The organism is Candidatus Protochlamydia sp. R18 (genome assembly GCF_000648255.1).
GTDB lineage: Bacteria > Chlamydiota > Chlamydiia > Chlamydiales > Parachlamydiaceae > Protochlamydia > Protochlamydia amoebophila.
Genome location: NZ_BASL01000664.1, coordinates 1 through 20,145, shown reverse-complemented (window position 1 = coordinate 20,145; position 20,145 = coordinate 1). Strand labels below are relative to the sequence as shown.

Annotated in this window: 17 protein-coding genes and 2 pseudogenes; 10 read left to right on the top strand and 9 right to left on the bottom strand. The window is 35.0% G+C overall.

Annotated features, from left to right (window positions below):
• Positions 1–25: 25 nt before the first annotated feature.
• Entirely contained in the window at positions 26–277 is a 252-nt protein-coding gene (locus tag TY19_RS19525; RefSeq protein WP_148300633.1) for a hypothetical protein, read from the bottom strand.
• A 256-nt stretch (positions 278–533) separates the two neighbouring features.
• On the opposite strand from TY19_RS19525, the pseudogene TY19_RS26755 reads away from it, so the two are divergent.
• Positions 534–722 (top strand): annotated as a pseudogene (locus TY19_RS26755) (SDR family NAD(P)-dependent oxidoreductase); the annotation flags it as partial.
• Between the two features lie 109 nt (positions 723–831).
• Here TY19_RS26755 and TY19_RS04515 read toward each other — a convergent pair.
• Positions 832–1,137, bottom strand: coding sequence for a YchJ family metal-binding protein (locus TY19_RS04515; protein WP_226988481.1), 306 nt, complete (start codon positions 1,135–1,137; stop codon positions 832–834).
• A gap of 96 nt (positions 1,138–1,233) precedes the next feature.
• The gene (def, locus tag TY19_RS04510) at positions 1,234–1,761 is read right to left on the bottom strand and encodes a peptide deformylase (RefSeq protein ID WP_042280564.1); all 528 of its coding nucleotides are present in this window, start codon (positions 1,759–1,761) and stop codon (positions 1,234–1,236) included.
• Positions 1,762–1,852: 91 nt separating this feature from the next.
• On the opposite strand from def, the gene TY19_RS04505 reads away from it, so the two are divergent.
• Together TY19_RS04505 and TY19_RS04500 are read left to right on the top strand one after the other, a co-directional pair.
• Positions 1,853–2,311, top strand: coding sequence for a thioesterase domain-containing protein (locus TY19_RS04505; protein WP_042280563.1), 459 nt, complete (start codon positions 1,853–1,855; stop codon positions 2,309–2,311).
• A gap of 588 nt (positions 2,312–2,899) precedes the next feature.
• Positions 2,900–3,931 carry an aldo/keto reductase gene (locus TY19_RS04500; protein WP_042280561.1) on the top strand — a complete coding sequence of 344 codons (1,032 nt, stop codon included), beginning with the start codon at positions 2,900–2,902 and terminating at the stop codon, positions 3,929–3,931.
• 99 nt (positions 3,932–4,030) lie between these two features.
• Here TY19_RS04500 and TY19_RS04495 read toward each other — a convergent pair whose 3' ends face one another.
• A complete protein-coding gene (locus TY19_RS04495) occupies positions 4,031–5,254 on the bottom strand; it encodes an MFS transporter (RefSeq protein ID WP_042280560.1) in 1,224 nt (407 codons plus the stop codon).
• A gap of 892 nt (positions 5,255–6,146) precedes the next feature.
• Here TY19_RS04495 and TY19_RS04490 point away from each other — a divergent pair.
• Positions 6,147–6,956 (top strand): hypothetical protein, encoded by an 810-nt coding sequence (locus TY19_RS04490; RefSeq protein ID WP_042280558.1) that lies wholly within the window; start codon positions 6,147–6,149, stop codon positions 6,954–6,956.
• 188 nt (positions 6,957–7,144) lie between these two features.
• Positions 7,145–8,041: a type II methionyl aminopeptidase gene (gene map / locus TY19_RS04485; protein WP_042280557.1), complete on the top strand. Its 897-nt coding sequence runs from the start codon at positions 7,145–7,147 to the stop codon at positions 8,039–8,041.
• Here map and TY19_RS04480 read toward each other — a convergent pair.
• Both TY19_RS04480 and TY19_RS04475 read right to left on the bottom strand, forming a co-directional pair.
• Complete coding sequence (locus TY19_RS04480; RefSeq protein ID WP_148300632.1) at positions 8,025–8,216, bottom strand: hypothetical protein; 192 nt, start codon at positions 8,214–8,216, stop codon at positions 8,025–8,027. The two genes, map and TY19_RS04480, sit on opposite strands and share 17 nt — an antisense overlap.
• 87 nt (positions 8,217–8,303) lie before the next feature.
• The gene (locus TY19_RS04475; protein WP_042280554.1) at positions 8,304–8,660 is read right to left on the bottom strand and encodes a peptide chain release factor family protein; all 357 of its coding nucleotides are present in this window, start codon (positions 8,658–8,660) and stop codon (positions 8,304–8,306) included.
• 80 nt (positions 8,661–8,740) lie between these two features.
• Here TY19_RS04475 and TY19_RS04470 point away from each other — a divergent pair, with 80 nt between their 5' ends.
• From TY19_RS04470 to TY19_RS04455, 4 genes are all read left to right on the top strand, one after another.
• Positions 8,741–9,496 carry a sulfite exporter TauE/SafE family protein gene (locus TY19_RS04470; RefSeq protein WP_042280553.1) on the top strand — a complete coding sequence of 252 codons (756 nt, stop codon included), beginning with the start codon at positions 8,741–8,743 and terminating at the stop codon, positions 9,494–9,496.
• A 360-nt stretch (positions 9,497–9,856) separates the two neighbouring features.
• Positions 9,857–11,005 (top strand): efflux RND transporter periplasmic adaptor subunit, encoded by a 1,149-nt coding sequence (locus tag TY19_RS04465; RefSeq protein WP_042280552.1) that lies wholly within the window; start codon positions 9,857–9,859, stop codon positions 11,003–11,005.
• Complete coding sequence (locus TY19_RS04460) at positions 11,002–14,115, top strand: efflux RND transporter permease subunit (protein ID WP_042280551.1); 3,114 nt, start codon at positions 11,002–11,004, stop codon at positions 14,113–14,115. Before TY19_RS04465 ends, TY19_RS04460 begins: the two co-directional genes overlap by 4 nt.
• Positions 14,108–15,592, top strand: a complete 1,485-nt coding sequence (locus TY19_RS04455; protein WP_042280550.1) for an efflux transporter outer membrane subunit — start codon at positions 14,108–14,110, stop codon at positions 15,590–15,592. Before TY19_RS04460 ends, TY19_RS04455 begins: the two co-directional genes overlap by 8 nt.
• Positions 15,593–15,633: 41 nt before the next feature.
• On the opposite strand, the gene TY19_RS04450 is transcribed toward TY19_RS04455, so the two are convergent.
• The 3 genes from TY19_RS04450 to TY19_RS04440 form a co-directional block, all read right to left on the bottom strand.
• The gene (locus tag TY19_RS04450) at positions 15,634–16,371 is read right to left on the bottom strand and encodes an HAD family hydrolase (RefSeq protein WP_042280548.1); all 738 of its coding nucleotides are present in this window, start codon (positions 16,369–16,371) and stop codon (positions 15,634–15,636) included.
• Positions 16,372–16,489: 118 nt separating this feature from the next.
• On the bottom strand, positions 16,490–18,562 hold the full coding sequence (locus tag TY19_RS11615; RefSeq protein WP_052354777.1) for a glycosyltransferase: 2,073 nt from the start codon (positions 18,560–18,562) through the stop codon (positions 16,490–16,492).
• Between the two features lie 13 nt (positions 18,563–18,575).
• Complete coding sequence (locus TY19_RS04440) at positions 18,576–19,493, bottom strand: NAD-dependent epimerase/dehydratase family protein (protein WP_042280547.1); 918 nt, start codon at positions 19,491–19,493, stop codon at positions 18,576–18,578.
• A gap of 234 nt (positions 19,494–19,727) precedes the next feature.
• Between TY19_RS04440 and TY19_RS04435 the strand changes: the two are divergent.
• Positions 19,728–20,145: pseudogene (locus tag TY19_RS04435) on the top strand (IS5 family transposase); the annotation flags it as partial.

Sequence of the window (20,145 nt, the reverse complement as noted above, 5' to 3'; positions counted from 1 at the left end):
TTGAAACAGCAACAGCTCTTGTAGCTTACAAAGCTATAGCATAAACTTTCCAAATAAATAAATCCGAAGTTTTGTTTAAAAAACTTTGCTTTGTTTCAAATATTTTCAGAGAGATTAATGAATCCGAAGAAAAAGATGAATTTGTCACAGGAGCTTCTTCAGGAATAGGGGAAGCAATCTTTAAAAAGCTGATTAATCGAGGATAGTTAGTGATAGGTATTGCTCGATCATCTAAAAAGCTTGATCGTTTAAAAAACGATTTAAATGATTTGTTCATTCTTATCATTTGTGATGTGTCTTTAAAAGAGCATATACAAAAATCTTCTAAGAAAATTTGGAACATGAATCTCTGCCACTTGTTATTTTTTCTCATGCTGTGATAGCTGGTAAAGCTGCTGTAAAAAAAAATTTTGATCAATTTAATCTCCGACATCATAAAACTTTTATGTAAGTCAACTATTTTGGTGTTTTTGCTATGGATAGAGTGCTGGAAAAAGTTATGTTAACAAAATGGAGAATGCAATTTTGTTGTCACCAGTTCAATTAACGCTATTTTTGCACCACCTAAAGGCAGCGCCTATGCTGCATCAAAAGCTGCGATTGCGAAAGCTTTTGATCGCCTCTCCTCTTTGACTTATTATCATACCAATTTACGTTTCTCATTCATTTATCCGGGACTTGTTAAAACAGCTGGATTAAAAGGAAGTTTGCCATTTACGTAGAGTGCAGAAGAAATGGGAAAACACATGGTTGATTTTGCACTTAGTTGTCGATTAACTTCTGAGTCTTTTTTCTTTTATAAATCAGAGTAAAGAAGCTTAATTTAAGAAATTAGCGAGAAATAAAGCCGCTATAGTATAGCCATTGTTCTTTAACTTTCTTAAAACAGCTTTTTTCTTGAAAAGAAGCATCTAAACCTTTTTGTTGAAGATGAGCAATAAAAGTAACCGTTGCTTCTTCTTTTTCATCTAAAAAGTCTAAAATCTCAAGTTTTCGAAATTTTGTGTGATGGCAAAACAATAGAATTTCTTTAGTCCATAAGTGTTTGTCTATTCGAAAATGGGGATGTTGAGGATGGGTCGTTTGAATGATATAATCGGCAAGATGGTTGGCGTAAGCTGCATAGCGAGAGCGCATCAAAATTAGCGCATTTTGCGCAAATTTTCCCTAATATAATATTTTACAACAGCTTTCATATAAATTTTCACCACAGCAAAGGCACAAGCACTTCATTTAGTATTTCTCCGATTGGATAGAGGTGCTAAAAAGTTGTTCTAAAGATTTTCGCTCTTCCAGACTATAATAATCAATAATCAAGATTCCATTAAGATGATCATATTCATGCATAAAGTTAGTGGCTTGAAGTCCTGTGAAAATTTCTTCGAATAAATTACCTTCTAAATCAACAGCTTGAATCGTAATTTTAGCAGGCCTTGTCACATTCATATGGAGATTGGGGATGGACAAGCATCCCTCTGAAAAGGTTTGTGTTTCTTCACTCATGCTAAGAATTTGAGGGTTAATAAACACACGATCTTTCCCTGATTCCCATAAACCATTTTTGTTTTTAACTGGAACACATGTTACAAATAATGAAATTGAGTGATGAACTTGAGGGGCTGCTAAGCCAATCCCTTTCATCGTGTGCATCGTTTCTATCATATCATAGATTAATTGTCTCAATGCATCATCGATATGATTCACACATTCCGTTTTTTTTCTTAAAATGGGATGATTATAATAAGCTAAAGATAATTCCATAATAATTAAATTTTGGTTAATACAAATTTAATTTTAACAAGTTTGGGTTAAAATTACTAAATTTTATTTACTTTGAACAAAAGAGTTTTTCATGATTTTACCTAAAGATGAATTGGAAATGTATCTTTGGAAACACATCCCTATTTCTAAAGCAATGGGGGTTACTGTGAAGGAAGCTTCCAAATTAAAAATTACATTAGAAGCTCCTTTATTAAATAACCTAAATCACAAGAAAACGGTTTTTGGGGGAAGTTTGCACGCCGTGGCTACTTTGTCATGTTGGAGTTTATTACACCTAAATATAGCTGATATTTATGTACAACCAGTCCAAATCGTGATTGCAAAAAGTGAAGTAAATTATCTGTTACCTGTTTCAACTAACTTTGAGGCGGAATGTGAAATGCCAGATTTAACAAAATGGAAAAGTTTTTTAAAAACATTTCAAAGAATGGGAAAAGCTCGCCTAAGCTTATCAGCGAAAATTATGAAAGGAGAGAAGACTTATGTCGATTATTTAGGAGTTTTTGTAGCCTTAATGGACAAGCAGTAAATAGGACAAAAATTTTACCTATTTAAATAACTTTTATTCCTGAAGATGACAAACAAATTATTTTGTTTGTAAATTCGGCACAAATGAGGATTAGAAAAACAAATCCTATATTAAAAGTTTATTCGAAGTTTTCCATGTTCTTTGCTCTGCATATAAAGATGAAGTCAATATAGATTTTCTTACATGTTTTAATTTTTAAATTTAATATGGTAATTGAGGGATCCCCATTGACATTGAATTATGCTTTACAAAATCAAACCGTTAACTATTTGCTGCTTTTTGGTAATAGTCTAAAGCAAAAATTTTTTCCTTAGGTGTAAAATGAATCGAGATGGTCACCCCAGATGTTGTAGGAAAGTGATTAATAAAATCATAAATTGCTCTTAAAGAAATCGCAGCAGCATTTTTTAGAGAAACAAAAAAATTCCTGTACTGATTGAAGGAAAAGCAATGCTAGAAATATTTTTTAAATATCTTTATTTAATATGTTGTTTAATACTTCTAAATATTTTATGCATAAAATTTTTGTTTGGAAGGCACTATTTTGAGCTATCAGAGTATCAACTGAATTAACGATAGGAAGATTTTATGGAATATAGACAGCTTGGGCGTTCGGGTTTGAAAGTTCCCGCCTTAAGTTTTGGAACTGCCACTTTTGGAGGGACTAACGAATTTTTTAAGAAGTGGGGAGACACAGATGTTCAAGAAGCCACTCGTCTTATTAATTTATGTTTAGAGTCCGGGATTACCTTATTTGATACAGCCAATGTTTATTCTGCGGGAGCTTCAGAAGAAATTTTAGGTAAAGCACTTAAAGGAAAGCGTGATCAAGTCTTAATTTCTACTAAAGCGACCTTTAAAGTTGGCGATAAAGCAAATGATTTAGGATCTTCACGTTATCACATTATTGAAGCTTGTGAAGCTAGTTTAAAAAGACTAGAAACAGATCATATTGATATTTATTTTATGCATGGTTTTGATGCTTTAACACCACCAGAAGAAACCTTAGGGGCATTAGACAATCTGATTCAAAGTGGGAAAGTTCGTTATATTGGATGTTCAAATTTTTCTGGTTGGCATTTAATGAAATCACTAGCAACTTCTGAAAAATATGGTTTAGCTCGCTATGTTGTCTATCAAGGATATTATTCTTTGATTGGAAGAGATTACGAAGAAGAATTGATGCCTCTTGGAATAGATCAAGGAGTAGGATTGATGGCTTGGAGTCCGCTTGGATGGGGACGGTTAACTGGGAAAATACGAAGAGGGCAAAAACCTGCTGAAGGACGTATAAATGAGGGTGGATCTGTTGGAGGTCCTCCAGTGGATGATGAATATTTATACAATGTCATTGATGCGATTGATCAAATAGCTAAAGAAACAGGAAAAACAATTCCACAAATTGCCTTAAATTGGATTTTACAAAGGCCCACTGTTGTTAATGTTGTTGTTGGAGCTCGTAATGAGGAACAGTTAAAACAAAATCTCGGTGTACTCAATTGGAGTCTAACAAAAGAACAAATTGCCAAATTAGACGCGGCGAGTGAAAAGCAACCTGTTTACCCTTACTGGCATCAAAGAGATTTTAAAGAAAGAAATCCTCGACCAATTTCTTCATAATTTTTAATTTTTAGGGTTAATAGCGAACTTAACTTTTTATGACTACACCACCCCTCGAGAAAAACTTTCGAGGGATGATTAATGATTTACAAGAGTCATTTAAGAACTTGGCAAAAGTTCTTTCTCTGTTTTAACTTGCTCAGACATGAATAAAATGACAAAGCCCAGGATACCTATAGTTAATCCAATCGGAATAACGGCAATTCCGTAGATTAATGCTTGTTCGTTATTTGAGCCACCAAATACATTAATTATACTACCTATGATTGCATGAAAAGTATATCCGAAGATCATAATGATCATATTGGCCACTGCCGTTGTTAAACCTGCGGCTTGTTCAGAAACATATGTTGAGGCTTTGTAAATAGCCAAAATTTGATAAGCGCAGCAAATGCCTACAATAATAAAATTAAATCCCATCCAGTTTGTATTTAAATGCCAAATAAGCAAGCTAGAAAAGCTGATTGTCATAATGATTCCAGCCCCAATAATAGTTGTTAAGTAATTGCCTGTTTTCTCGGCAATTAAACTTAAAATTGGAGCTCCAAAACACATGCCTATAAAAATCATGGAAGGTAAACTGGCAGCTAAAGTTCCGTCAAATTGATAAACTTCTTTTAAAAATGAGCGTCCCCAAACATCGGCAAAACCTTCAAGAGGTCCAACCATTAGACCTGCAAATAGACAACACCAAATGACGCGTTTATTAAAAATAACAACTTTGATCTCACTCATCATAGAGGTTGGTCGAGAACTTTTCACATTAGGAATCATCCAGAAAGTAATTCCCATTAAAACAATACCGATTAAAGCAAACAATTGAACGACTGCGTGATATCCATATATTTCACGCAAGTAACCGACAGGTCCTCCTCCATAAATTGCTCCTAATAATCCTATCATCACAGAAATACTAAGCATACGAGGAAATTTTTCTTCGCTAAAGCTTAAACGAATAATTTTGAACAATCCAAGAATGGCTGCAGAAGACCCCATTCCAATCAAAGCACGCCCAGCAATTGGATAAATCCAATGTGTCGCGAAAATAAGAGGAAGTAACCCAATAACTGTCAATAAGATACAAATGCTCATGATCTTTCTAGGTCCATAGCGATCTAATAATATTCCAAGAGGAAGATGCATCAGAGAGTAACCGATGTAATAGATACCTGAAAATTGACCGATTGTGGCTGCTCCAATTTGAAATTGTTGCATGATGTCATCGATTACAATGTTAGGCATCACTCTTAATAGATATTGATAGGCATAAAAGATCGAAGCGACTATCCACATGACCCAGGCAGCCAATCGAGAGGTAGGCATACATATTCCTTTTTAAGATAAAAATACTAAATTTGAGGTAAAATGACGAAACATTACAAGTGAAAACTGCTTCCTAAAAGCTTAGAAGAAAAAGGTAAAAAAAAGAGGATGAAAAAATTTGAATGGATTTAGATTTGTAAGATAAGGATAAATTTTCATAATTTTTACTCTTTTTTATAAGGAGTAAAATTATATGAATATTTACTATATTTTAACAGGGTTTTTCCTTCTCTGTATTATATTCTGTTATACTAGGATAAATTTTATATTATTTTAAGAACTAATTTTTTTTGTTCTTTTAGAAGAGATATTTTAAATTCGATAGCCTTGCAAGACTAACTATAAAAAAAATTTAGTGAAAGGAAGATAAACTTTATGTAAAATTGACTTCTTCATTTATTTCCAAGTTTGTTTTTGATTTTGTTACTAAGAGTTTTATGACCTAACCAGGAGTTACATAAATTGTTCGAACTTTCTAGCTTGCTGTTAGAGTGAATTGTTTTGACTCTATTAATAAAAATTCTTTATATTGTCGTGGGTTTTAATGTGGCAAAATTGATTACGAGCGTTGCTAGCTTGATCTTTTAATAGCGGCATTTTTTATCGTTATGAGATTATTTAAAATAATAACATCAGTTATTTTGCAATTTGAACAAGAGATGAGTTTTTTAATGAATTGGTTACGTTTTTAAGTTTTATAATTTATGCCGTTTAACCATTTTCTATTTATGAATCAGCAAAATGTTATGATTTTATCAGATGTGTCTTGGCTGTTTTGCCTTTTTGCACATCTCTCTTTTTCAAAGATTGCTACTTAATCGCTCTTTACTCATTTTATATTCGAATACATAAAATAAGCATCTTTAAATTTTATAACGGTTATCATTTTATCATGAAATTTACCAATTGTATTTTTTATTTTTTAGCAATTTCTTTATTAATGACTGTTTATAATTTCGCAGAATCAGAGAAGGGGGAAATTAATAATGGGCAAGATTTCACAAAACCTTTACCGAGATTAGTTTTAAGTTGTAAATATCAAGATATCAGCGAATTTTCCAGAGCGCAAACATTTACTTTGCGAGCAGATAAGCCTTTCAATTTGAATGAGCATTGGGTTGTATCTACTCGCGTTGATCTTCCTTATACCGATATTCACATCAAAAAACTCGTAGGATATCATTATACAATTCTTTCTCCAAAAAAACACGAAAGGGGATTATCCGATCTTTCATTTCAAGCATTATTTATTACTCCCACTTACGGGAAATGGACATTTGCTTTTGGATTAAAGCTGTGTTTTCCGACTGCGCAAGGGAAAAATTTAGGTTCAGGCAAATATCAAATGCTTCCAACTTTTTCGTTTAAATATGATTTAAAAAATTGGATAAACGGGGCCTGGTGCGCACTTCTCGTGCGACAAGACTTTGATATAGGGGGAGCTAGATCACGTCGTTCGATTAATCAAACTTGTCTTGAACCTATATTCAACTTTGATTTACCTTATAACTGGTTTGTTACGTTTGCCCCAAAAATTCGGTATAATTGGAAACATCGAACTTGGTTTGTTCCTTTTGACATTCAAGTAGGCAAAATGCTGACTGAAAAAATGGTTTTATCGCTCGAATATAAAAAACGACTTGTCGACAATTTCCCTGTTTTTCGGCAAGAAATTGAATTACGATTAGGATATTTCTTTTAATCGATTTAAAATAAAAAAACATTTATAAGTCAAAGTAGATAGTTTGCAATTTTGCTTTTTTCTTAATTGTAAGCTAATCTGCCATAAAATTTTATCTTCAAATTTCCGTTGAATTTAATTATCTTCTAATGATAGGAGACGGCATATTTGAATCTGTAAAAACCAGAAATTAGACAAGAAAATTAAGTATGCAGCAAATTTACAAGCAAAATTTTATTCGCGCAGGAGAATTAGCAGGTCAAGTTCGTGCGTATGGAAAAAGCCTTATAAAAAAAGGAGCTTCCTATAAAGACGTAATGTACAAAATTTCAGCGAAAATTTTCGAATTGGGAGCTAAACCTGCTTTTCCTCCTCAAATGGCTTTAAACCATGTGGCGGCACATTATTTGATTTATCCGGGTGAAGACGTCATTTTCTCTGATCAAGTAATTAAACTTGATGTTGGTGTGTGTTATAAAGGAGCTATCGGTGATTGCGCAGTGACAGTTGATTTGTCGGATAAATATCAAAAACTTATCCAAGCTGTAGAAGAAGCGCTTTTGAATGCCGAACAAATAGTTAAGGTTGGATTACCTGTGCGGGAAATTGGTTATACGATTGATCAAACCATTTCTTCTTATGGTTTTAAAGCTGTAAAAAATTTATCTGGGCATGGGTTGGGGCCTCATAAAATTCACACTTCGCCTATAATACCCAATTATGATAATCATTCTAAAGCGGTTGTTAAGCCAGGCATGACTTTTGCGATAGAACCTTTTGCAACAGATGGGGAAGGATTAATTTATGAAGAAGGAAAAGCGACTATATTTGCTTTTACTTCCTGGAGACCCGTTCGCTCCGACATAGCTCGTTTAGTTCTAAATAAAGTAAAAACGTTTAATGGCCTTCCTTTTTCTATTCACAATTTATTAGACGCACAATTCTCTCTATTAGAGGTAGAAACGGGACTGGCGGAGCTATTACGATTTGGAGTGATTGCTGAATACGGTCCATTGATTGAAGAAAAAAATGGAATTGTAGCTCAAGCTGAAAACTCTGTACTAGTTGATGAACATGGAAAAGTTTTTATCACGACTCGTCTATAAACTTGAAATTAGGATAATCGAAGGGCATTAATTCGTTAAGAGCATGTTCGATATTTGTTTGTTTCACTCTTTCTGCTTTTCCTTGATCAACGAGCTGTTTCATGATTTTTTTGAGCTCCGTGATAAATTCCGTGATAAATCCCTTGAGCACTGCCAGCCCAAAACACGCCATCATACCCACCTAATAAAATACCCCCTTAAATGGTAAGAAGAGAGGATAAGTAAAGGAAAATTAAATCAGTTTTCATTTGCCTATTATCATTTAGTCAAATTGAGGAGGTTTACGTAGGATTTTTTTTTGAGAATGGCGTTCTTTTTTTACCACATTCTTGTTTTTAACTGTTCTAGGAATTTTAGTTGGAATGCGTTTAGGTTGACGATAATTCAGTTTCTCCACGGTCTGTCTTAATTTAGCGAGACAATTTTGCTTATTTCGATATTGACTGCGAAAAGTTTGACTAGATACAACAATTCCTGTCGGAAAATGGGTCAAACGGACAGCGCTGTTGGTAACATTAATATGTTGTCCTCCACTTCCACTTGAGCGAAAAGTTTGAACTTGGCACTCAGCTAGTAAATCTTCATCTTGTTCAGGTAAAATAATTTTTTGTTTACTCATAATTAATTTTTAGTTCTTTGAATATAAATAACTAAAGTTATAAAGATATGCAATATAAATGAATCAAAATTCAGGGAAAAATGATATTAGTTTTTTTTGGTGCATTAGCTGTGGGAGTAAGTTTAGGATTACTTGGATCGGGAGGATCTATTTTTACTGTCCCTATTCTTATTCTTTTTTTGCATCGCCCCGATAAGTTGGCGGTTGCAGAATCCTTAGCAATTGTTGGGGTTATTGCCTTAGTTGGAGCTATTCCTTATGCCATTCGTCAACAAGTTCATTGGCGTACAGTAGGTTTTTTTGGATTAGCTGGAATAATAGGGTCATATATTGGTGCTTGCATTTCGCATAGTATAAGTGGGAGAGTTCAATTATTCATTTTTGGGTCGGTTATGCTTATTGTTGCTTGGATAATGTTAAAAGATAAAAAGTGGTTTCAAAGTAATAAAGATACTTCCCATTCTACGTTGGTGAGTTTATTAAGTGGTTTTCTACTTGGGCAATTGACAGGTTGTAGTGGTGTCGGGGGCGGATTTATTATTGTTCCTATCTTGATAGTCATCCTAAATTTATCTATCTATGTAGCTATCGGAACGAGTTTAATGATCATTGCATTGAATGCATTAACAGCTTTTTCTCAACAAGCTTTTTTTCTTCAACGTTCGGGCATGCATGTCAATTGGAAGGTCATCGCTCTTTTTTCCTTATTTGGCGTGATAGGAAGTTTGATAGGGGGAACCATAGTAAAATACATTCCTGCAGTTTATTTAAGAAAGCTTTTTGGAACTCTCATGCTTCCTCTTGGTGTTTATATTTTAATTCACTCTTTTAGATAAAATTCTTAACGACTAATGGATTTCAAAGTTATCCATTTTTCGAAAATTTTTAAGTTTACATACAAGGTTGATTATAAACCTTACTTAAGAGGGAAATGATTTGCCTCTATCATTCAATTTCATAGTGTCATGATAAAAACAAATTTTGTCGAAAAGATATAAAATTTATTGACATTGTCCAACCATTTACTTACATAAATAGAAATTATTTTTACCAACAAAAATATGGATTTATTTGCTGGGAAATTACTAGAGTATTTTTTAAATTTTTTTGTTTTTCGCATTTAAACCCTAAACTCTGGTTATGAAATTTCCCTAAAAGTGTTCGATCCGAAAGAGAAAAGTTTAAAAGAGATTTTAATGCTGAAAAAAAATTGTTTTTTTGATTACTTCTGTTTCTTTTTAGCGAGTTTATGTTTAAGTTCTTGCGAAAAAGAAAAAACAACGAATTTTCAAGCCCCGCCAACAGATGTAAGTATTCAAATCGTCGAACCAAAAACGGTACCTGCCGTTTTTGAGTTTGTTGGAATCGCTCAAAGTTCTCACGTAGTTGAAATTCGAGCCCGAATTGAAGGGTATTTAGATAAAATAGCTTATACGGAAGGAAGTTTTGTCCAAAAAGGAAATCTCCTCTTTCAAATTGATTCCAGGCCTTTTGAAGCTGCGCTGGAAAAAGCTACCGCACAATTAGCCAGAGAAGAAGCTGTTTTATGGGATGCAAAACGGGCAGTGGATCGCTATAAACCCCTTTATGAGAAAAAAGCTGCAAGTTTAAGAGATTTGGATAATGCAATTGCTCGTCAGCTGTCTTCCGAAGCTGATGTTCAAGCTGCAAAAGCTCAATTGAAAGAAGCGGATATTAACTTAGGATATACGACTATCTATGCTCCAGTTTCAGGTCAAGTAGGACAAGCTAATTACAGAGAGGGAGCTCTCATCGCTCCAACTCAAGATCAATTAGCCACTCTTTCTGTGATTGATCCTATTTGGATTAATTTTAGTATCTCAGAAGGGGATATCTTACGTAGTCAAAAGTCTATTTCGCAAGGGAAGCTTCATTTTCCGGCTTATGATAATTTCACGGTACAGGTTATTTTAGCAGATCAAACCGTTTTTCCTGAAATTGGGAAAGTTAATTTTTCCTCTCCTACTTATGATCAAAAAACAGGGACAATGATGGTTAGAGCTGTTTTGCCTAATCCAAAAAATATCCTCCGTCCTGGTCAATTTGTACGAGTCCAATTACTTGGAGCAACCCGTCCAAACGCCATTCTTGTTCCGCAAAAAGCTGTGCTTCAAAGCCAAAAGGGAATGTTTGTATTTTTGGTGAATAAGGATGATGAAGTTGTCATGCAACCTATAGAGCCCGGGGTATGGGATCAACAAAATTGGATTATTGATGCGGGTTTAAAGGCTGGAGATCAAGTTGTTGTGGATGGGGTGAATAAATTAAGACCTGGAATGAAAGTCTCTATTAAAAAAAAATTTTTTGCTGAGAAAGCATCATGATTTCCCATTTTTTTATCGACCGCCCTATTTTTGCTTTCGTTCTTTCTATCATTATTACCTTAGCAGGCTTATTTGCGCTGCGAATGTTACCGATCGAGCAATATCCAAATATTACACCTCCTCAAATTCAAGTAACAGCTTCCTATGCCGGTGCTGATGCTTCAACAGTAGCAGCCAGCGTTGCAGCACCCATTGAGCAGCTAGTTAATGGAGTTGAAGATATGATTTATATGTATTCTCAAAATTCTTCTAATGGAGACATAGCTTTAAGCATATTTTTTGAGATTGGAAGTAATATTGATATGGCTCAAGTTAATGTGCAAAATAGAGTCAACATGGCCCTTCCGCAACTTCCTGAAGAAGTGCAGCGAACAGGTGTGCAAATTAAAAAGCAAACGCCAAATATATTGCAATTAGTTGCGATACAGTCACCTGATCAACGATATGACAATATTTTTGTGAGTAATTATACAACTATCAATATTGTGGATGAAATTTTACGTTTACCAGGAATTAGTAATGCAATGATTGTAAATGCGCGTGATTATTCTATGCGTATTTGGTTAAGGCCAGATCGATTGGCTCAACTTCAATTGACAACGCATGATGTGATCAAAGCTGTTCAAGCTCAGAACAATAATTTTACTGCAGGTTTACTTGGATATCCTCCCACTAATAGCTCCACTCAATTGACAGTTCCTTTGACTGGTCAGGGAAGATTAGACAACCCAAAACAATTTGAGGATATTATTTTAAGAGCAAATAACGACGGATCATATGTGCAAATTAAAGATGTTGGGCGAGTTGAGTTGGGTGCGGCCACGTATGATGTAGATGGTTCATTGAATGGAAAAACGACATCCATGATTGCTATTTATCCATTATTTGGAGCTAATGCTTTGGAAGTGGCTGGGGAAGTCAGAAAAACAATGGAACGCCTTTCCAAAAATTTCCCAGAAGGGCTTGAATACACGATTCCTTACGATACCACTGATTTTATTACAGCGTCGATTCATGAAGTGACTAAAACAATTTTTGAAGCGGCTATTCTGGTTTCTTTAGTGGTTTTAATTTTTTTACAAAACTTGCGAGCGACACTAATTCCTATTATAGCCATGATTGTGTCAATCGTTGGTACCTTTGCAGGAATGTATGTATTAGGGTTTTCTTTAAATACACTGACCTTATTTGGAATGGTATTGGCAATTGGAATCGTTGTTGATGATGCAATCGTTGTAATAGAAAATGTGGAAAGAAATATGCGTGAGCTCAAACTTTTGCCAAGAGCAGCAGCTCATAAAGCGATGGAAGAAGTATCAGGCCCAGTTGTCGCTATTGTATTTGTCCTATGCGCTGTATTCATTCCAGTCGCATTTTTGGGCGGAATTGCGGGTCAACTTTATAAGCAGTTTGCGATTACAATATCAGTATCCGTGGTAATTTCAGGATTTGTTGCTTTAACACTTAGTCCAGCATTAGCTGCATTAATTTTAAAGCCTCACCCATCTCCTTCTCGTTTTTCTCTGTTGTTTAATAAAGGATTTGATGCTTTTACAAATGGTTATATGCATATTACCAAATGGATTTTAAATCATACCTGGGCTGGGCTTTTACTTTTTACTTCTGTTATCACTATATTAGGCATTTTAAACCATGTGATTCCTACGAGTTTCATTCCCCAAGAAGATCAAGGGTATTTAATGGCACTTGTGAATATGCCAGATGCTTCTAGCTTAGACCGCACAAAAGAAGTGGATACTGCTATTACAGAAATAGCTTTGGACATTCCGGGGGTTGAAAATATGGTGTCTTTAACAGGTTTTAGTTTGCTTGAATCTTTGAATCGCCTGCAGATGGGAACTAATTTTATTACATTGAAAAATTGGGATCAGCGTAGAATTCCTGTGCTACAAGCCGGTGCGATTCAAGCAGCCTTAAACAAAAAATATAGTGCTATTTCTGATGCACAAATCATGACGTTCAATCCACCAGCCATTCAGGGTCTTGGAACTGTTGGTGGTTTTGAATTTTGGATAGAGAATCGAGGGGATGGCGATATTCAGGCATTAGAAACAGTGACCCAAAATTTTATTGCAAAAGCACGTGGAAGACCGGAATTACAGGGATTAACAACTTCTATCCAAACTAACAATATGCAACTTTATGTCGACTTAGATCGGTATAAAGCTGAAACTTTAGGTGTGACTATTAGTGAGGTTTTTCAAACGTTGCAAATCTTTTTGGGCTCTCTTTATATTAACAATTTTAATAAATTTGGGCGTGTTTTTCAGGTAAATGTCCAAGCTGAGCCTACTTATCGCTCTAATTTACAAAATCTGGAAGATATGTATGTACGCTCAATACATAATGAAATGGTCCCTTTAAAGTCATTTTTGAGCACTCACTATACAAAAGGAGCCAATTTAGTTAGCCGCTTTAATGGATTTACAAGTGCTAAAATTATTGGGGGAGCTGCACCAGGTTATAGTTCTGGGCAGGCGATGGCAGCAATGGAACAACTCGCAAAAGAAGAACTTCCTGAGCAAATGACCTATGCTTGGAGCGGCGAAGCTTATCAAGAAAAAAAAACAGGAGGAACGTCTACAAACGTTCTGTTAATTGGTGTATTGATGGTTTTTCTGATTCTTTCAGCTTTATACGAACGTTGGTCTCTTCCTTTTGCTATTATACTAGCCGTACCATTTGGTTTGATGGGGGCATTTTTAGCAATTTGGATCAGAGGAATTTCAAATGATGTCTATTTTAATGTTGGCTTAGTCACTTTAATTGCTCTGTCAGCAAAGAATGCCATTTTAATTGTTGAGTTTGCAATCATCAAAAGAGAAGAAGGGTTATCAGTTTTGGAAGCAGCTATGGAAGCAGCTAAAATGCGTTTTAGGGCCATTTTAATGACTTCTTTAACATTTATTTTAGGGGTTTTTCCTCTAGTTATTAGCTCAGGCGCAGGTGCTGCAAGTCGACACTCAGTTGGAACGGGTGTATTTGGAGGCATGATTGCTGCGACTATACTTGCCGTATTTTTAGTTCCTCTTCTTTATAAACTTATTGATCAACGTATAGAAAAAAAAGAGAAGAGAGAGCATGTTTAGAATTTTAGTGACGAGTTGCTTACTCCTTGCACTTAGTTCTTGCGTTCTCCATCCTCCTTATCAACAACCTTGTTTGGAGATTCCTAAAAAATGGCGTACTCCTTTTGAAGAAACTTCAACAGCTGCCAATTATAGATGGTGGGAGGCCTTTGACGACCCTATTTTAAAAAACCTCATCTTTGAGTCTTTGGAAAATAATAAGGATTTAAAGCTGGCTCTCGCGCGTACTGCTGAATTTAAAGCAAGATTGGGAATTGTTCGTTCTCAATTTTTTCCACAAATTAGCGGAGTAGGCCTTGCTTCACGTCAACGCACTCCAACAGAACTATCTGGAGGGGAAACTTCTTCAGGCGTTTCTTCTCAAGGTCAACCAGGTTTAACTCCTGTAGGAACAAACTTAATTCCTTCTCCTTATACCAATAATTATCGTGTAGTTGCAGAAGCTGCTTATGAATTAGATTTATGGGGGCGAGTTTATAGCTCTTCAGAAGCCGCTTTGGCAGATTTATTAGGACAGGTGCAAGCTCGCAGGGCTCTGGTGCTATCTATTGTAAGTTCTGTTGCTACAAGCTATATTCAAATGAGACAATTTGATCAGCAATTGATTGTCTCTAAACAGACAGTTACTTCTAGGAAAGAATCTTACGAATTGGCAAAACTTCGTTTTGAAGGAGGGCTGACGTCTGAGTTAGAAGTTAAGCAAGCAGCTGCCGAAGTGGATGAAGCAATCGCTGAAGTTTTTCGATTAGAAGTTTTAATTCCCCAACAAGAAAATTTAATTAGCATTTTAATTGGGCACAGTCCAAGAGAAATTGAAAGAGGATTGAATATTAATGAATGGCCAACTCCACTTGCTGTGCCAGCCGGACTGCCCTCAGAGCTATTAGAACAACGTCCCGATATTATACAAGCTGAGCAAGGATTAATTGCTGCGAATGCTCGAATTGGAGAAGCAAGAGCGCAGTATTTTCCTAGTATTTCTTTAACAGGTTATTTTGGGTCTGAAAGTCTTCAACTTCATCATCTTTTTACCTCTCCCACAAGAGCCTGGCAGTATGCAGCCAATCTTTTACAACCTATCTTTACAGGAGGAAAGATTTCGAGTGGCATCGATTTAGCGAAAGCGCAAAAAAGAATTGCGTATTACAATTATCAACAAACAGTTTTGAATGCTTTTAAAGAAGTAGATAATGCTTTAATTGCTCATCAAAAATCCCGAGAATTACTTGAGGTACAAAAAAATAGTGTCGTTGTTTTAAAAGATTACCTACATTTAGCTAAATTACAATACGATAATGGGCAGACAGATTATTTGAATGTTTTAGACGCTGAACGCAAACTGTTTACAGCTCAACTCAACCTAGCTCAAGCTGAAGCTGATGTTTTTTTAACATTAGTTAACGTTTATAAAGTATTAGGAGGGGGATGGGTCATTGATGCGGAAAATCTAAGTAAAGAAAAGCAGGAATGTTTGTAGTACAATCGATGCTGAACATATCAACATCGATTTGAAGATGGTTATTTCGTTACTACTGAATCTGTAGAAAGTGAGTTAAAATTCTTAACTGGTAAGTTAATACCACGTTTTTTTAGTTCTTCAGTTAATTGTTTGGCATTGATAAAAACAATTCCGTCCATACCCATTGATTTTGCCGCAGCAACGTTTGAATCTTTATTATCAATAAATAAAAGCTGCTGAGGAAAAACTTGTAATTGATCTAATAAAATTTGATAAGATTGAGACTCTGGTTTCCTGGCACCAATTTCAAAAGAAAGTAAAACAGGGTGAAATAAATCATAAAATCCCAGCTGCCTTTTTAAGCGTGCTTGATTCATACGAACGTTTGAGAGCAAAGCTGTTTGATAACCTAGTTTATGCAATTCTTTCACAATTTGAATAGAACCTGGAATTTCTTTGATAGATTTAAATCGAACTTGATCAAAAAGCTCATTCCAATTTGCAGGAAGTGTTATTCCTTTAGAATGAGTATATTGATCCCAAAATTCTTGCTCCATACCTCCATTTCTCGAATAACTTTTTAAATTATTTTGGAGTTCGTCGGCCTCTTCTTCTGTGATCCCGAGTTCTTTTGCAAGAAATTGATTGACTTCACTTTTATCACTTTTAGCAATAACTCCACCAAAATCAAACGCGATGACTTTAATGGGAGTTATTGTTTGGCTATACGCTTGACTCATTTGGCTGATCATGCAAGGAATTAAAATAAACAAGTAAAAAAACACTTGTTTTAACATACGGGAGCTCCTCTAAATAATTATAATTTTTCTATTGTATCAATAAACTGTTTATTTTTTGTAAAGAAAGAGAAAATGCTGTGCTTATAAAAAAAATTGTGTATTTAAATCAATTTAATTAAAAAAACACTTGATTAATTTCTTTAAAGTTTTTCTCTATATTGAATTTTTCTATAAATATTTTTTGTGCTTGTTCTCCCATCTGCCGAGTTTTTTCGGGATCAGCTAAAGCTTTAAGAATTGTATGCAAAAGAGCTTGATGGCTTCTAGGGTAACAAATGTAGCCAGTTTTACCATCTTCAATTGCTTCAGGACATCCATTGACATTTGTGCTAATAATGGGTAAACCAATTGCCATTGCTTGAAATATAGCTAAGGGAAGGCATTCGGAGATTGAAGCTTGAATATATAAATCGGCTCTATGATAATAATAATCGATTTGATCAGGCTGAAGAGATGCCATTAAATGAATGCGATCTAATAAACCATAGTTAACGATTTTTAAAATAAGGTCGCCTAAAAAATGACAATCAGGTCGATTCACAGTTTCAAAAAATCCAATGATCGTTAAGTTTACATGATCAGGAATAGATTTTTCTAATATTCCTTTAATGAAAGCTTCGATCAGATAGTAGGTTCCTTTACGAGCAGAGCTTGTTCCGACAGATAAAATTTCTGAGATGGGACCAGAACGAGAAGATGGCCTTTTTTTTGAAGCGTTTATCCCGCTCCAGTATTTTGTCGTCCCAGAAAATCCTGCCTTTTTCCATATCTCTCTCGTATTATCGGATCCAAACCAAATTTTCACGTTGGAATTTGCTTTCATTTTGTCAAGTAAAGCATTTCTTTTTCGGTTAACATTCAATAATGCGGCAGGAGGGAGAGATTCATGAATGTACCAAAATATCCGATAAAAGGGATTCAGTGAAAGAAGCGTTAAATAAAATGCAACAGCAACAGAATTTCCAATCATAGTTCGTTGGAGTTTTAACATCATCCAGAAAGTATTAATTATTCTGGCTGCTTTTGAGATAAAACTATTTTTATGAAAAGTTAAATCATAGGTAAATTTAGGAATAACAGAAATTGAAATCCCTTGATTTTCTAATTGTTGGCGCATCGGACCGTTTTTTAAGCTAATGACATTCACATAGTGCCCATCTTGTTTTAAACGAATTGCTAAATCAACGACAACCTTTGGTGCCCCTGTTAAACTTAGTTCATGAGTAATAAGAGAGATTTTTATTTTTTTAGACGTACTAAGAGAGGGGTAAGTTTTGTTGTTATCATCAGCAAGTTTTGTGCTAAGCTGGGGTTGAGGTTTAGCGAGGTAATAATTAAGAGCTTGATCCATATTCATTCGATCACGAATCAGGGGAAAAGCAAGTGGCCAATAAGTATGGCATGGAGCTTGGACATTTAAAGGAGGACTCTTAGAAATTTCTAGAAGATAAGAACGATAAATTTCATTCAGATCGGATTGAAGTAAGTGATTGATTTGAGAAAATGTATTATTACTGTGGAGACGGTATAAATAGAGCGGCTCATCAAAAAAAATGGGTTCTTCATGAAGTAAAGCCCTAAGTAAAAAATCATAGTCGTGCGCTAATTTCAAATTCCTAAATCCACCAACTGCTTCATAAAGATCTTTTGTAAATAGTAAGTTACCTGTGCTTATAGCAAGATTGCTTTTCATGAGTTGAAAGCCAACAGTTGGCATCTCTACTAAAGAACAAAGGCTATCTTCATAAGATTTTTTCCAGGGATGAGAAAACGGTAAATCTACTCCCTGATCATCAATTCCTTTAATTCCAGAAAAAATGAGCCTTCCTTTCTCCATTTGAAGTCTATCCACTAGCTTTTTTAATCGATCTCTTTCGTAGATATCGTCAGAGTTAAGAATTGTCAATAGTGAACCTTTTGCTATTGTCAAACCACGATTAATTGTGGCATGTGCTCCAGAATTTTGCTGACGAATGAAAGTAAATGAATATCCTTGTTTTGAAGTTTGGTTTTGTTTTAACCATTGTTCAACTATTTCAGCGCTGCGATCTTTTGATCCGTCGTCAATAATGATAATTTCAATTAGAGGATAACTCTGATGTAACACAGAATTGAGTGCTATGGAGACAAATTTTTCGTGATTATAAACAGGAATGACAACAGAAATAAGAGGCGTTTCATTGTCCATAAAATTTACCAAATTATATATTTTGTGAGTGTGAGAGGGCTACATTCCACATTTTTGCCAGCCCTTTTTCTAAATTGACTTGAGGTCGCCAACCAAATTGCGAATGGAAATATTCATGAGATAAGACGCTCCAGGAAGGCTTTGTCGTGATTGCCAATTCACTGTAAATAGTTTGCAAAGATCGATTAGAAATTTTTTCTATTAGCTGGATGACATTCTGAATAGAGTATCCTATTCCACATCCAATATTAAAAACGCTAAATAGCCCTTTTAAAGGCTTATTTCTGCTAACTATTTGAAATACAGAAGCTAAATCTTCTAAATGGATATAGTCTCTCACACTATCTGAAGAATCAAAAATAGTTAATGTTTGGTTAAGTAAAATTTTGTTAAATGCAATTCCAATCAAACCTTGTAATCGTTCAGGTTCCAGAAGAGTTCCGTAAGGATTACTGATTCGAAGAACCGTTGCAGAGATTCCATAAGTTTGGCACATTAAACGTAGATAATGTTCTGCAGCCAATTTTTGAACACTATAGATAGAATTGGGAGAAGGGGGATCTTTTTCAGTTCTTGGTTTGTGGGGAAGTTCGCTTGAGTACATATTCCCACCTGTGCTAGCAAAAATGATATGGCCGTTAGGATTTGCCTGAGCAAAATGTTCAAATAATTGAGTGGTAAAGGTTAAATCTTCCTGAAAAGAAAAAATTGCGTTTCGGGGATTGGATTTGCAAGCGAGATGAATTAATGTACTGGTGTCTTTAATAAAAGAGGACAAGTCATGTGGGGGGAAAGTAATTGATTTTGAATTATTTCCCTCATCTAAAATATATTCAGAAACGGATGAAGAGAATAATTTTTTTTGTGGAAAAGGAAGGTAAGGACAAATATATTTTCCAATAAATCCTGAGGTTCCGGTAATAGCCAGCAAGTGTCTCTCCTAAAAAACATTTATTGTCTAAATTTCTAAATCATAAAAACTTAATCGAATATGCTAAAAAATCTTGGATTTATATCCTAGAACTTTATTAATAACTTAATTTAAATATCAGAAAATGTTTAAACAAAAAGTTTTAAAAAGAAAAAACACTAGATAGTGTAGTCACGAGAAATAAAATAAATGCTTAAATGTGCTACTCTTCTACGCTCATCAATGGAGCATCTTATGGAAGCGCACAGAAGACATGATATATCCGACAGAGTTTGGAATTTACTGGAACCTCATTTGCCAGGAAAAAGAGGGGCTTGGGGTGGTATAGCAAGAGATAATAGGACTTTTATCAATGCAGTATTTTGGATATTAAGAACGGGAGCTCCATGGAGGGATTTGCCTCCAGATTACGGTGGTTGGAGCAATACTCATCGGCGATTTATCCGATGGCGCAATCAAAGAGTCTGGGAAAGGTTGCTTGAGGTGCTGATTGACGATCCAGATTATGAATGGCTTGTGATAGATGCTTCGCATTGTCAAGTGCATCCTCATGCAGCGGGAGCTAAAGGAGGTAATCAGAGCATGAGTTATACAAAAGGGGGCTCAATACAAAATTGCATCTTGCCGTGGATGCGCATGGTCTGCCGATCAG